Genomic DNA, 13,099 nt, shown 5'->3' with positions numbered 1-13,099 from the left:
AATACCTAGACTGTGACTCTACACTCCTAGTGTATGCTAAATACAAACTGAGGACAGCAGACAAAGTTTATGGTTATTCAGAATGAGATAAATCTTTCTGGCTAACCTTTCAGTGCACCTTGTGAAAGTTGAATTTAGGAAGCAAGGTGCACAAATACAACAGAGGATGTTTAAGCGTCGACTTTCTTCGCTATCATTTTTCCAAGCTCAACTGGGCTCTCTGCGGCTAGCTCCTCTGCCCAAGAGATCTGCTCTTTGCTAAACAGCAATACAACAGTTGAGCCAAGCTTAAAGCGCCCCATCTCTTCGCCTTTCTCTAAAGTAATAGGCTCAGGAGAGGTCGGGCTGAAACTTGTGTGAACAGGGCGTTTTAGCGCAGGTGCTTCTTGTCCTGACCAAACAGTTTCAATGCCAGCCACAATCATTGCGCCGACTAACACCATCGCCATAGGGCCGTATTCTGTGTCGAAGTAAGCAACTAGGCGTTCGTTACGGGCAAACAATTGATCAACGCCTTCCGCTGTTGTCTGGTTTACAGAAAAAAGATCGCCAGGAACATAGGTAGTATGGGTTAGCGTGCCTTTTACGGGCATGTGAACGCGGTGGTAATCTCTTGGAGAGAGATAAATGGTCGCAAACTCACCATCAATAAAATCTTTTGCTCTTTCTTGATCGCCACCTAATAGCGTTGCTAAACCATAGCCACGGCCTTTTGCTTGAAAGATACGACCATGTTCAATCTTGCCTAGCTGGCTAATTGCGCCATCTGCTGGGCTAGCGATATGAGTTGCATCCATATCGATGGTACGTGCACCGTCTTTTAATTCACGGGTGAAAAAAGCATTGAAACTAGGGTAATTGGTTGGAATCTCTTCACGAGCTTCCGTCATATTGATCTGATACTTCTTGGCGAACCATTTAATAAATGTGTTTTTCACCCAAGGAGTTTGGCAGTCTGCAATCTTGCCTACCAAGCGTGATAACAAATGCTGAGGCACGACATGTTGAAATAAAATAAACAGACGGTCAGTAAAGCTTTTCATTATTTCTCCACAGGAGTGTTTGGAAGGTTGCCCCATTCGAACCATGAGCCGTCGTAGCAGCGAATGTTTTCAAATCCGAGGTGTTTAGCAACCCAGTAGGTTAAACCTGAGCGGCGGTGAGTTTGGCAGTGGGTAATGATAGTGTTGTCGGGATTAATCCCTGCTTCTGCCAGTAAGGATAACAATTCATCTTTAGGTTTTAGGCGAAGATCAGAATCGCTTATCAAGCAGTCAGTCCATTCGAAATGTTTAGCACCTGGAATATGGCCGCCTTTTTGAGCATTGATGACCTTTTCACCGCTGTATTCTGCTGCGCTACGTGCATCCCAGATGGTGCAGTTAGCGTCATCTAGGTGCGAAAGAATAAAATCCGCATCAGCAAGCAGAGAGCCATCATAGTTGATTTCGTGATTACTTGGTGACGGTTGGTTCTTTTGCTGTTCAATTGCCAAGCCTGCTTGTTTCCAAGCGTCGAATTGGCCGTTTAATACAGAACAGTTCTGGTGGCCTAATATGTTTAGCGTCCACATGAAGCGGCCAGCCCAAGGGCCTTTTTGATCATCATACGCAACAACCCATGTATCAGGTGTGATACCCAATTCATTATAAAGAGCAGCGAGTTTTTCTTTGGTCGGAACAGTATTTGGAACTGGTTTTTCACCATTTAACAGGCGGCTTGAAGCTAAGTGAATGGCACCTGGAATATGGCCAGCTAGATAGTTTTCTTCGCTGGAAAGATCAATTACCAGTACCTGAGGGTCGTCGAGATGCTGGTGTAAAGTTTGCGCCTCAACGCTTAAAGGTAAATTCATTCAGTCACTCCAAAAGAAAGGGCTGGTCAAAGATAATATTGGGATTGTTGCCACTTATTCAAGCGTGCTGATATACCGGTCTTATTTAAGCATCTTTTTTAGGCTTAAAGTGGCAGCTGAACAGAGGTAGCGGAATCGCTCATGGTGGAAATCACTAATTTCAGGGCCGTGACTACCGTAATCGGCATGAATAATCGCAATTGGCTTCTTGCCAAAGAAAAGAGACATTAACAGGAATCCATTTGGGTTGCCCCAGCTTCGATAGACTTCTGGCAACATCGGATTCATTTTGTCGATGTTTTCAGGCTTCACCCAAATACACCCAGGTTTTTCTTTCAGCTTTTTAAATAGGCTTGGGATCTCTAAATCGTATTGGAATGTCGACATCGGATGCTTGTCTTCGAACCCAACGGCAAAAGCTGTTTTCATACTGTTTGTCTTTGGGTTGACGAGGAACATACATACTCGCTCAAAGCCTAAGCCACGGTTAGTACCTTGGATTAACCCCTGAAGGATATGTTTAGGCTGCGTATATAGATCGTAACCCTTTAGGAACCTTTCAGCGATTTGATCGTAGACGTTTTGATCTTGGAAATCTGGTTTGGCGGGCAAGCTGATCTCGGTTTCAACGATCTCTTCAGGTTCGGGCGTTGGTTGCGGAACTTCGATTTGAGGTTTGGTTACTTCCGGTAGGCTTGCCGATAGAATGTGGCTCTCTTTTTCGGATAGGCGGTAATTAATTTGTTTATCCGAAGGAAGCATGATCATCTCAGCTGCAGGAGCTAAGGTGCCTGCTACATGGTACAAAGAGGATGCGCGAGCACAGTTCTTATGCAGCATGTTAATAGTGTCAGCAATCTCGCCTTTGAGATAATCGTTAATGATATCGATTATCTTCATAGTTTTGGTCTGTTGCCAGCCTAAGTTAGCTGTCAAAGCGATCCAATTTGCGAGTTTTACCGGGAAGAACTTCTCTTGAACCAAATGATTGATTTCACGAAGGTCCTCGTCTGTCAGGCGAGGGTCACCAAGCGCTCGTTGATGGAGTTGCGCTAAGGTCTTTTTGTTGGGCGATGTTTCATGTTCCAAGCTGATCGATGCTAATTCGGAAATGCCCCAGTGTTCGATTAAGCCATGAGATATCTCTTGTATTGTGCAGCCTAGTACATCTGTTTCTGCGAGAACTACATCGGTACGCTCTTCTCTGAGTTTGACTTGGATCTCACTCATATGCAGAGCCGCATGCTGCCAAAGCATCCAGTGTCCGACGCCGTAAAACAGTGCGGCAAGATGAGTTTCTTCAACAAAAGGTGCGCGGCGAATTTCGAGCCAATTTGAGGCTTGGGTTGCTGCATGATGGCTTATGGCGATGTAACGGAAGTACATCTTTTGAGCAACGCTAGATGGGTTTAGTTTGAGTGCTGTTGTTCCTTTTAAAACCGCATCAATATTATCTAGGCCTAGTGAGCTTATGGCGTGGTCAATGCTGGTTACTTTTGAATCGACTTGGTTATGTAATTCAGATGCCTTTCTGACCATATGTAGACACAAAACCGGATCTGATTTAATGATTCGGTTAAGAGTTTGAAGGGTAACGTTGGGGTCTCGTAACTGTTTTTGCAGACGACGAAGAACACTGTTTCTGACAGGCAATGGGCGATCCTTCAGGTACTCAACCCAACTCTCCACTCCGTATGGGGACTCTGACATCTGTTCTCCGCCTGATTCCAATATTGAAACTATGGACCAAATTTAACTATTTTGCTCTTCAATAGAACTAAGAATATGTTTGTAGCTCTTCCAACGGTATTCGCTGATAGTACCATCTTCAACAGCCGACTTTAGTGCACAGCCAGGTTCTTTTTCATGTTTACAATCGCGAAAACGGCACGACCCAGCTAAAGGCTGTAACTCTTTGAAACCATTGATAACATCATCAGGCTCAATATGCCACAAACCAAACTCCCTAATCCCAGGAGAATCGATTAAGTCACCGCCATCTGGGAAGTGGAATAATCGTGCTGTTGTAGTAGTGTGTCGGCCTTTTTTTGTTTGAGTTGAGAGTGAGCCTACTTTTAAATCTACACCAGGCAGCAACACATTGATTAAAGAGGATTTCCCGACACCGGATTGACCAACAAACACGCTGATACGATTGTCGAGATAGCTCTTTAGATCAGCTAAGCCTTCTTCACTAGAACTCGATGCAAGCAGAACGGTATAACCTATATCTCTATAACGTTGTAGCATTGCGTCAATCTCTTCACGATTGCCATCATTTAATAGGTCGGTTTTGTTTAATAAAATTACTGGTTCTATACCGCTTAATTCTGCTGCCACTAGGTAGCGATCAATAAGATTGGCATAAGGTGTGGGTTCAACCGCTACGGTGATAACAATAAAATCGATATTTGCGGCTACAGGCTTCATATCGCCGTATGGGTTCGGGCGCAGTAGTTCACTTTTACGCTCTAGCTTTGCTACGACTACGCCGGTATCTTTACCTTCACGCCAGATAACTCTATCGCCGGTAACCAATTGGCCTAAGTTAGTACGCATATGACAACGAATAATCTCACCTTGGTTGTCACCTTCGGTTGCTTCTACATCAACTGTGCGCCCAAAATGAGAGATAATTAAACCGTGCTGCTCTGGGCCGAGGTCGCTGCTATCCAATTGCTGTTCAATCGCGGCATCTTTTTTCGATGCGCGAGCGGCGCGTTCGTCTTGGATCTTCTGGATGCGCCAGCTTTGACGGCGAGTTAATTTACGTTTTGCCATAATGAGTTAGCAGCGCTTTAAAGCGCGAGTGCTAATAGTCTCCGTTAATATCGAAGCAAGATGTTAGAAGGTAGGGTATTCTAAGGGAAAGTCAAAGAACCTGCGAATTAAGTCCGCTATTCAGTGACATAGGTAGGTGAAAACGTCATTTTTGGAGGTAATAAGGTGGTAAGTAAGGAAAATCTGATCTGGATTGATCTAGAGATGACTGGTTTGGAGCCCAAAACGGATGTCATTATCGAGATCGCAACCATCGTCACTGATTCTGATCTGAACATCTTAGCGGAAGGCCCAACGCTAGCAATTCATCAAACTGATGAAATCTTGGACGGTATGGATGAGTGGTGTACCAATCAGCATGGGAAGTCAGGCCTTACCCAGCGCGTTAAAGATAGTCAGGTAACTGAAGCACAGGCGGAAGCGCAGACAATTGAATTTTTAAAGCAGTATCTGGAAGCAGGGGCTTCGCCAATGTGCGGAAATAGCATTGGTCAGGATCGACGTTTCCTGAATAAATATATGCCTGAGCTAGAGGCATTCTTCCATTACCGAAATCTTGATGTGAGCTCTTTAAAAGAGCTGGCGAAACGCTGGAAGCCAGAAGTCGCTAAAGGCGTTGTGAAAAAAGGATCTCATCTGGCGCTAGACGATATCAAAGACTCAATTGAAGAGCTTAAGTACTACCGCGAGCACTTTATTAAGCTGGATTAAAACCGAATTTTTTTACGGCGAGGGTGGGTCTGAATAGGAAGAGTCTGCGCAGCAGTTCTACTTTCTAGTTGCTTTAGGGCCCACTCAACGTGCTCGCGAACGATATCAGATTCGTGGGTACGTCTACTTTCTAAAGCTTCAATTACTGCATTGCTACCGTTGCTGTTTCCCAATGCCACAGCAATGTTTCTCAGCCAGCCAATATGCCCTGTTCTTCTGATTGCCGAGCCTTCGGTTTTTTTTAAAAACTCTTCTTCGGACCAAGTAAACAGAGTTACTAACTCGATATCATCTAATTTTTGTCGTGGATGAAAGTCACTTTCTTGAGTGAAATCTGAGAAACGATTCCAAGGACAAATTAACTGACAATCATCGCAACCAAAGATCCTGTTGCCCATCAGAGGACGTAACTCTTCAGGAATTGAACCACTCAGCTCAATGGTGAGATAGGAGATGCAACGGCGTGCGTCCAAAACATGCGGTTGCGGAAAGGCCTTGGTTGGACACACATCCAAGCAAGCTCTGCATTTACCACAATGATCTTCTGTAACGGGCTCGTCTATTGGTAATGGTAGGTTGATTAAGAGCTCGCCAAGAAAGAATAGGGAGCCAGCTTCACGGTTGAGAATTAGGGTATGTTTGCCTCGCCAACCAATACCGGCTTTTTCCGCTAATGGTCTTTCCAAAATAGGAGCGCTATCCACGAACGCTCGGTAGACCGATTCGCCAATCTCCTGCTCAATTCTTTTGCCGAGCTGGGTCAAACGTTTTCTAATCAGTTTGTGATAATCTCGACCTAAGGTGTAGCGCGATACATAGGCTTTATCGTTATCGTCGAGGATCTTTGTGATCTTGGTGTCGGGTGGCAGATAATCCATGCGAACGCAGATGATACGTTGCGCTTCGGGTACTAAACTATTAGCAGAGAAACGTTTATCTAAATGGTTCTCTAGATACGCCATCTCTCCATGGAAGCCGTTACTAAGCCATTGTTCGTAATGCGCTTGTTCTTGGCTTAAATCGCAGTCGGTAATTCCACATTGCTGAAAGCCAAGTTCCTTTGCCCACATTTTGATCTTTTGGGCTAACGCTTTCAGGGATTCAGTTGGCATATCTGTCATGGTGTCTGCTTGCCTAAATAGGCACAGGTTCCTCTATAATGGCAGAAATTCAAAGGAGTTCGCAGAGCAGATGTCCATCAACAGAGCTGTCTTACCCGCACCATTATACACTGCCGAACAAACTCGAGTGTTGGATGATACCGCAATTACTCAGTTTGGTATTCCGGGTATTCGCTTAATGCAGCGAGCAGGCCATGCGGTGTTTGCTGAAATACTTGATCGTTTTCCGCAGGTAAAGTCGTTAAGCATTGTTTGTGGCGCAGGTAACAATGGTGGCGATGGCTTTGTGGTAGCGGCCCTCGCTATCAATAAAGGCTTGCGGGTGCAGTTAGTCTGCGTAGGCAAAGCCGATTTCTCCTCGCAGCTTAGTGGTGAAGCACTACAGGCTTGGGAACAGTTGCAGCCGATAATTGGAAACATAGAGGTGGCATCTGCAGGTTCCGAGCTATGGGGCGATCTTATTGTAGATGCGCTGTTGGGTACGGGGCTGACGGGTGAAGTCAGGGAGCCCTTTTCAAGGGTGATCAGGCAGATTAATCGCAGTCATAAACCAATATTCGCAGTTGATATTCCCTCAGGTATTTGCGCTGATACCGGTGCTGTTTTAGGTGTGGCTGTACGAGCAGATATCACATTAAGCTTTATTGGTCTTAAACGTGGTTTGTTTACCTCAGAAGGGGTCAACTATCGTGGCCAGATTCTATTTGATGACTTAAAAGTGCCTGATGAAGTTTATGACCTGGTTACGGTAGATGTTTTTCGAACCACGGAGAGCGATTTAGCTGAGCTGCTACCTGCGAGGGAGCGCAATGCACATAAAGGTAAGTTTGGTCATCTGCTAGTGATTGGCGGTAATTCTGGTATGGGGGGAGCGGCCCTTTTAGCTTCTCAGGCAGCGATGCGAAGTGGATCTGGTTTAGTGTCTTTGGCGACCCGTTCAGAGCACGTAACGGCTTCATTAACACGCTGTCCTGAAGTTATGGTGCACCCTGTTGATTCAACGGGGCACTTATTACCCTTATTGGATCGTGCGGATGTGATTGTCATAGGGCCGGGTCTTGGGCAAAATGCGTGGTCCGATCAGATGTTGCGTGCTGCGCTTGCAACCGAGAAACCGTTGGTTTTGGATGCTGATGCGCTGAATTTAATTGTTGAAAAGTCTTTGTTTGCCTCTCTGAATCGGAAAAATTGGATCTGTACCCCTCATCCGGGAGAAGCATCCAGAATCATGGATAAGTCTGTAACTGAGTTAGAAACTGATCGTTTCGCATCGGTTGAGTGTTTGCAGCAAATTTGTGGTGGTAGCGTTGTTTTAAAAGGTGCGGGTTCGTTGGTCAGTGCTGGTGAAGTAGTTTATCTTTGTGACGCCGGTAATCCGGGTATGGCGGTTGCTGGGATGGGAGATGTTTTGTCGGGTATTTGTGGCGCGCTCCTAGCTCAAGGCTTATCACCTGAGAATGCCGCTCGTTTGGCGGTGTTTATTCATGCTAAAGCCGCTGACTACGTTGTGAAGCAACAAGGTGAAATAGGTTTAATCGCATCAGATCTGTTTGATGCAATTCCAAGAGTAATAAATAGTAAGTATGAGTAATCAGTATCAAGTAAAACTATCCGATGAAGAGGCGATGATCGCATTCGGCCATAAAATTGCGAATGCAGCAGCGGGTAGAGGTGTTATTTTCCTTTTAGGTGACTTAGGTATGGGTAAAACAACCCTAAGTCGCGGTATTCTTCGTGGTTGTGGTCATCAAGGTTCGGTTAAGAGTCCTACCTATACGCTGGTGGAGCCTTATGAAGTAGGTGAACAGCAGATTTATCACTTTGATTTGTATCGGTTGTCGGACCCTGAGGAATTGGAATTTCTTGGTATTCGTGATTATTTTGAAGATAAGGCATTATGTTTAGTTGAATGGCCAGAAAGAGGGCAAGGTATTCTGCCTGAGGCTGATTTGTTGTTGCAGATTGAGCTTGATGGTCGCGGACGACAATTAACTTGGACACCACAGTCTGGATTAGGCCAGCAGATGGCCGATAAGTTATTGCAAGCGACTGAAGAGAAGTAAGAAGGGGCTAAGCTTAAGCACTATGCGAATGAGCGCTTTCCGGCATGTTTTTGCTGGATTATTAGGTTGTTTGATTTTTATCTGTAGCGCGATTACTCATGCTGCGGATGTTAAAAATGTGCGTATCTGGTTAGCGCCGGATCATGCTCGTCTCGTATTTGATATGAGCGGTCCTGCATCTCACAAAGTGTTTACACTCGATAAGCCTGACCGAATTGTGCTTGATATTGAAAAGGCGTCGTTAAAAGCTGGGCTGGATAAGCTTGGTTTAGATAAAAGCCCGGTCAAAAAGATTCGTTCCGGTAAAAACGGTCAAACCCTTCGCCTAGTATTGGATCTCAAAAGGGCGGTTCGCCCCAAAAGTTTTGAATTAAAGCCCAATCAAAAATACGGTCACCGACTCGTATTAGACCTTTACGAAAAGTCTTCGCTCAAAACAGTTAAGAAAACGGCCAAACCTAAAGCCGTAGCGGGTCGCGATATTGTGATCGCTATCGACGCAGGTCATGGTGGTGATGACCCAGGGGCCATTGGGCCTGGTGGAGTTCGAGAGAAAGATGTTGTGCTTGCGATCGCTAAAGAACTAAAACGACGTTTAGACGCTACCCCTGGTTACAAAGGCAAGCTAACACGTACGAGTGATTACTATGTAAGTTTACGCGGTCGAACGAAAGCTGCCCGTAAGCATAATGCCGATCTTTTTGTCTCTATACACGCGGATGCCTTCAAAGATGCACGTGCCCGAGGCGCATCAGTCTGGGTTCTATCGTCCCGTGGGGCAAGTAGTGAAATGGGTCGTTGGTTGGCGCGTAAAGAAAATAGTACCGACCTCATTGGTGGTGTAGGTAGCGTTAGCTTAGATGATAAAGATAATGTGTTGGCGAGCGTGTTGCTCGATATGTCGATGACCGCTAGTCGTGAGGACAGCCGCTCTATCGCCAAACAGATTCATGGCAATATAAAGCGCTTCGCTAAAATGCATAAACCCCATGTAGAGCAGGCGGGGTTTGTTGTCTTGAAATCGCCTGATATCCCATCGATTCTGGTTGAAACAGGCTTTATCTCGAATCCTGGTGAAGCTGCTAAGTTAAAGACCAAAAGCTATCAGAAGAAGATGGCGGGTGCTGTCTTTAAAGGGATTACTCAACACTTTGAGCGTAAGCCGCCTGCGCTAACGTATATCGCGCAGCGTAGAGAAAAAGATAATCGTACATACAAAGTGGTTCGTGGTGATACGCTATCGGTGATTGCTTCTCGTAACGGTGTCTCTCTATCCTCATTGCGCAAAGAGAACAACTTGAAAAATGATCGAATTAAGATCGGTCAGGTTTTACGTATTCCAACCAGCTAGCCTCAGCTAAATCCAAAGGTAGATTAATGTCACGTATACAGCTTTTATCGCCGCGTTTGGCCAACCAAATTGCGGCGGGTGAAGTAGTTGAGCGCCCAGCTTCTGTTATCAAAGAGATTCTTGAAAATAGTTTGGATGCGGGAGCAGATAAAATCGACGTCGATGTTGAGCAGGGTGGTGTTAAGCTCATGCGCATCCGTGATAATGGCTTTGGCATTGAAAAAGATGATCTTTCTCTCGCACTTAGTCGACATGCTACTTCAAAAATCAAAGTGCTAGAAGACTTAGAGGCCGTTGGTAGTCTTGGCTTTCGTGGCGAGGCGCTAGCCAGTATTAGCTCGGTATCACGTTTGACCTTGACCTCGAGACAGGCTGAGCAAGATAACGCTTGGCAGGTGCAAACGGAAGGGCGGGATATGGAGGCTCAACTTGAGCCGGCTGCCCATCCACAAGGCACAACGGTTGAAGTGAAAGATCTGTTTTTTAATACCCCAGCGCGTCGGAAATTTCTAAAAACGGAAAAAACTGAATTTCGCCATCTTGATGAGGTGGTAAAGCGCCTTGCATTAAGCCGCTTCGATGTTGCCTTTCAGTTGCGCCATAACGGCAAGGTTATCCATCAGCTTCGACAGGCGGATAGTGAATTAGAACAGGAACGTCGTGTTGCCAGTATCTGTGGTTCAGCGTTTATTGATAACGCTTTAAAAGCAGATGTGGTTGCCGAAGCATCGGGTCTACGTTTGTGGGGTTGGGTTGGATTGCCTACTTTTTCTCGTAGTCAGGCTGATCTGCAGTACTTCTTTGTAAATGGTCGAATGATTCGAGATAAAGTTGTTACGCACGCTGTAAGACAGGCTTATGCAGATGTGCTTTATCACGGTCGCCATCCAGCTTATGTGCTGTATCTTGAGCTTGATCCTGCATTGGTTGATGTTAACGTGCATCCGACTAAGCATGAGGTACGCTTCCGCGAGAGTCGTTTAGTTCATGATTTCTTATTCCGGACTCTGCACCGTTTGATTGCGGATATGCGCCCGCAAGATCAGATACCGGAAGGCTCCGCGCCTGCAGTTGCTGAGTTACAGACTCAACAACAGCCAGTACAACAGAATTTCGAACAAAATCGCATGGCGTTTAGATCTGGCGTTAATAGTTCAGGTGGCAATGGTTACGTTGCACCTGCTTATCAGCCAACATCAACGCCCTCTGGGCCTCAGATTCAAGAGCAGATCAGTGGCTATGCCGCGCTTCACCCTCAGCCTGCAACAACAGTCGATATTGGTGTGTCTGCTGAATCTGAGGTAGAGCATGAGCAATGCCCACCAATGGGATACGCGATCGCTCAGTTACATGGGGTGTACATTCTTGCTCAAAATGACCAAGGCTTAATAGTGGTAGATATGCATGCGGCCCATGAACGTATCGTCTATGAACGCATGAAACAGTCTTTTGAACAGGATGTTGTACGCTCTCAACCGCTCTTGGTACCTATGAGTCTTGCAGTAAGTCAACGGGAAGCGGATTGTGCTGATGAGCAGGCAAATACGTTTAAGCGCTTAGGCTTTGAGTTAGCGCGCATGGGCGAAGAAACGATTGTTGTTCGCCAAGTACCGGTTTCTTTGGCTAAAGGCAATATCGAGCAACTGATCCGTGATGTGCTTTCAGATATGTTGGTATATGGCGAAAGTAAGCGTATAGAGCAACATATCAATGAATTGTTGGGGACCATGGCGTGTCATGGGGCGGTTAGAGCAAATCGCCAATTAACTTTGCCAGAGATGAATGCCTTGTTAAGGGATATGGAGCAAACCGAGCGCAGTGGTCAGTGTAACCATGGTCGACCAACTTGGAGTCAGATGAGCATGGCTGATCTTGATAAATTATTTATGCGTGGCCAGTAGGAGCAATTTAGTGAGTAATCTACCCGTCGTTTTTTTAATGGGGCCTACTGCGTCTGGTAAAACGGATCTCGCGATGAAGCTTTACGATCATATGCCTTGCGAGATCGTTAGTGTTGATTCAGCTATGATCTACAAAGGCATGGATATAGGGACTGCGAAGCCTGATCACGAAACGCTGGCTAGATATCCGCATCGCCTAATTGATATTTGTGACCCTTCCGAAGCCTATTCGGCTGCAGAATTTCGTATGGATGCGCTCAAGCAGATTGAGGAAATTCGGTCAGCGGGTAAAGTGCCAATTTTGACCGGTGGAACTATGCTCTATTTCCATGCGTTGAAAAATGGCTTAGCGAATCTACCAGAGGCCGATGCAGCGGTTCGTGAAAGGCTGCTACAGGAGGCTGAAGCTGAAGGTTGGGTTGCTATGCATGCTCGATTGGCTGAAGTTGATCCTGAATCGGCTAAGCGACTTAACCCTAATGATGCTCAGAGACTTCAACGTGCCCTAGAGGTATATGAAATTACTGGCCGTTCTATGACGGATCTGTGGGCCGAGCAGGAAAAGCAAAAGCCCGATTTTCCGATTGTCTCTCTGGCAGTGATGCCGCAAGAGCGTTCTGAACTGCATGATCGCATTGCTCGTCGTTTTGATATCATGCTTGAGCAAGGTTTTGTCGATGAAGTAAGGACGCTTTGGAATCGAGGTGATTTAGACCTGCAGATGCCATCTGTGCGCTGTGTTGGTTATCGCCAAGTATGGGAATATTTTGCCGGAACTTGGGATTATGACACGATGAAATTTAAAGGTGTTGTAGCTACAAGGCAGCTCGCAAAAAGGCAGGTTACGTGGCTAAGAAGTTGGGAAAACCTTAATTGGATTGACACTCACGACACAAATCTCTTGCAGAATGCCTTGAAATTCATTGAAGGTAGCATTATATAATGTCAGGCTAGACAGTAAAAAGCTGTAAAATAAGGCGTTTAAGCGGCAAAAGCAGTAAATTTAAGAGCCGTCAGCCATACTATAACGAAAAAATTATAAAATTTTCCTCGGGAAGGAGTTTGCAAATGTCAAAAGGGCAATCATTACAAGACCCTTATTTGAATGCGCTACGTAAAGAGCGTATTCCTGTGTCTATTTTCTTAGTTAATGGTATTAAACTGCAGGGCCAGATCGAGTCTTTCGATCAGTTTGTTATTCTGCTTAAAAATACTGTTAGTCAGATGGTTTATAAACATGCCATCTCAACTGTTGTTCCTGCGCGCCCGGTTAAACTGCCTGCAGCAGACGAAGCAAAAGCAGAGGACTAATAATC

Annotated in this window: 12 protein-coding genes; 7 read left to right on the top strand and 5 right to left on the bottom strand. The window is 45.6% G+C overall.

The window, feature by feature from the left end; all coding sequences use genetic code 11:
* Positions 1-170: 170 nt before the first annotated feature.
* The 4 genes from asd to rsgA all read right to left on the bottom strand — a co-directional run bounded on the left by asd (position 171) and on the right by rsgA (position 4,636).
* On the bottom strand, positions 171-1,043 hold the full coding sequence (gene asd, locus ACMXYT_RS13350; protein WP_415899072.1) for an archaetidylserine decarboxylase: 873 nt from the start codon (positions 1,041-1,043) through the stop codon (positions 171-173).
* Complete coding sequence (locus ACMXYT_RS13345) at positions 1,043-1,855, bottom strand: sulfurtransferase (protein ID WP_415911546.1); 813 nt, start codon at positions 1,853-1,855, stop codon at positions 1,043-1,045. The genes asd and ACMXYT_RS13345 overlap by 1 nt, the downstream gene beginning before the upstream one ends.
* Before the next feature lie 81 nt (positions 1,856-1,936).
* Complete coding sequence (locus ACMXYT_RS13340; RefSeq protein WP_415899070.1) at positions 1,937-3,565, bottom strand: HDOD domain-containing protein; 1,629 nt, start codon at positions 3,563-3,565, stop codon at positions 1,937-1,939.
* Between the two features lie 42 nt (positions 3,566-3,607).
* The gene (gene rsgA, locus ACMXYT_RS13335; RefSeq protein ID WP_415899069.1) at positions 3,608-4,636 is read right to left on the bottom strand and encodes a small ribosomal subunit biogenesis GTPase RsgA; all 1,029 of its coding nucleotides are present in this window, start codon (positions 4,634-4,636) and stop codon (positions 3,608-3,610) included.
* A 204-nt stretch (positions 4,637-4,840) separates the two neighbouring features.
* Between rsgA and orn the strand changes: the two genes are divergently transcribed.
* Entirely contained in the window at positions 4,841-5,347 is a 507-nt protein-coding gene (gene orn, locus ACMXYT_RS13330) for an oligoribonuclease (protein WP_415894498.1), read from the top strand.
* On the opposite strand, the gene queG is transcribed toward orn, so the two are convergent.
* Positions 5,344-6,468, bottom strand: a complete 1,125-nt coding sequence (gene queG, locus ACMXYT_RS13325) for a tRNA epoxyqueuosine(34) reductase QueG (RefSeq protein WP_415899068.1) — start codon at positions 6,466-6,468, stop codon at positions 5,344-5,346. The genes orn and queG overlap by 4 nt on opposite strands.
* A gap of 70 nt (positions 6,469-6,538) precedes the next feature.
* On the opposite strand from queG, the gene ACMXYT_RS13320 reads away from it, so the two are divergent.
* The 6 genes from ACMXYT_RS13320 to hfq all read left to right on the top strand — a co-directional run bounded on the left by ACMXYT_RS13320 (position 6,539) and on the right by hfq (position 13,094).
* A complete protein-coding gene (locus tag ACMXYT_RS13320; protein WP_415911545.1) occupies positions 6,539-8,059 on the top strand; it encodes an NAD(P)H-hydrate dehydratase in 1,521 nt (506 codons plus the stop codon).
* Positions 8,052-8,531 carry a tRNA (adenosine(37)-N6)-threonylcarbamoyltransferase complex ATPase subunit type 1 TsaE gene (gene tsaE, locus ACMXYT_RS13315; protein WP_415899066.1) on the top strand — a complete coding sequence of 160 codons (480 nt, stop codon included), beginning with the start codon at positions 8,052-8,054 and terminating at the stop codon, positions 8,529-8,531. The genes ACMXYT_RS13320 and tsaE overlap by 8 nt, the downstream gene beginning before the upstream one ends.
* Before the next feature lie 22 nt (positions 8,532-8,553).
* Positions 8,554-9,882, top strand: a complete 1,329-nt coding sequence (locus ACMXYT_RS13310; RefSeq protein ID WP_415899065.1) for an N-acetylmuramoyl-L-alanine amidase — start codon at positions 8,554-8,556, stop codon at positions 9,880-9,882.
* Between the two features lie 26 nt (positions 9,883-9,908).
* Positions 9,909-11,783 carry a DNA mismatch repair endonuclease MutL gene (mutL, locus tag ACMXYT_RS13305; protein WP_415899064.1) on the top strand — a complete coding sequence of 625 codons (1,875 nt, stop codon included), beginning with the start codon at positions 9,909-9,911 and terminating at the stop codon, positions 11,781-11,783.
* Positions 11,784-11,820: 37 nt separating this feature from the next.
* Complete coding sequence (miaA, locus tag ACMXYT_RS13300; RefSeq protein ID WP_415901127.1) at positions 11,821-12,726, top strand: tRNA (adenosine(37)-N6)-dimethylallyltransferase MiaA; 906 nt, start codon at positions 11,821-11,823, stop codon at positions 12,724-12,726.
* A 125-nt stretch (positions 12,727-12,851) separates the two neighbouring features.
* The gene (gene hfq, locus ACMXYT_RS13295) at positions 12,852-13,094 is read left to right on the top strand and encodes an RNA chaperone Hfq (RefSeq protein WP_007022969.1); all 243 of its coding nucleotides are present in this window, start codon (positions 12,852-12,854) and stop codon (positions 13,092-13,094) included.
* Positions 13,095-13,099 lie beyond the last annotated feature (5 nt).

It is taken from the genome of Neptuniibacter sp. QD37_11 (genome assembly GCF_047778105.1).
Classification (GTDB): domain Bacteria; phylum Pseudomonadota; class Gammaproteobacteria; order Pseudomonadales; family Balneatricaceae; genus Neptuniibacter.
This window is presented reverse-complemented; position numbering and strand designations above follow the sequence as displayed.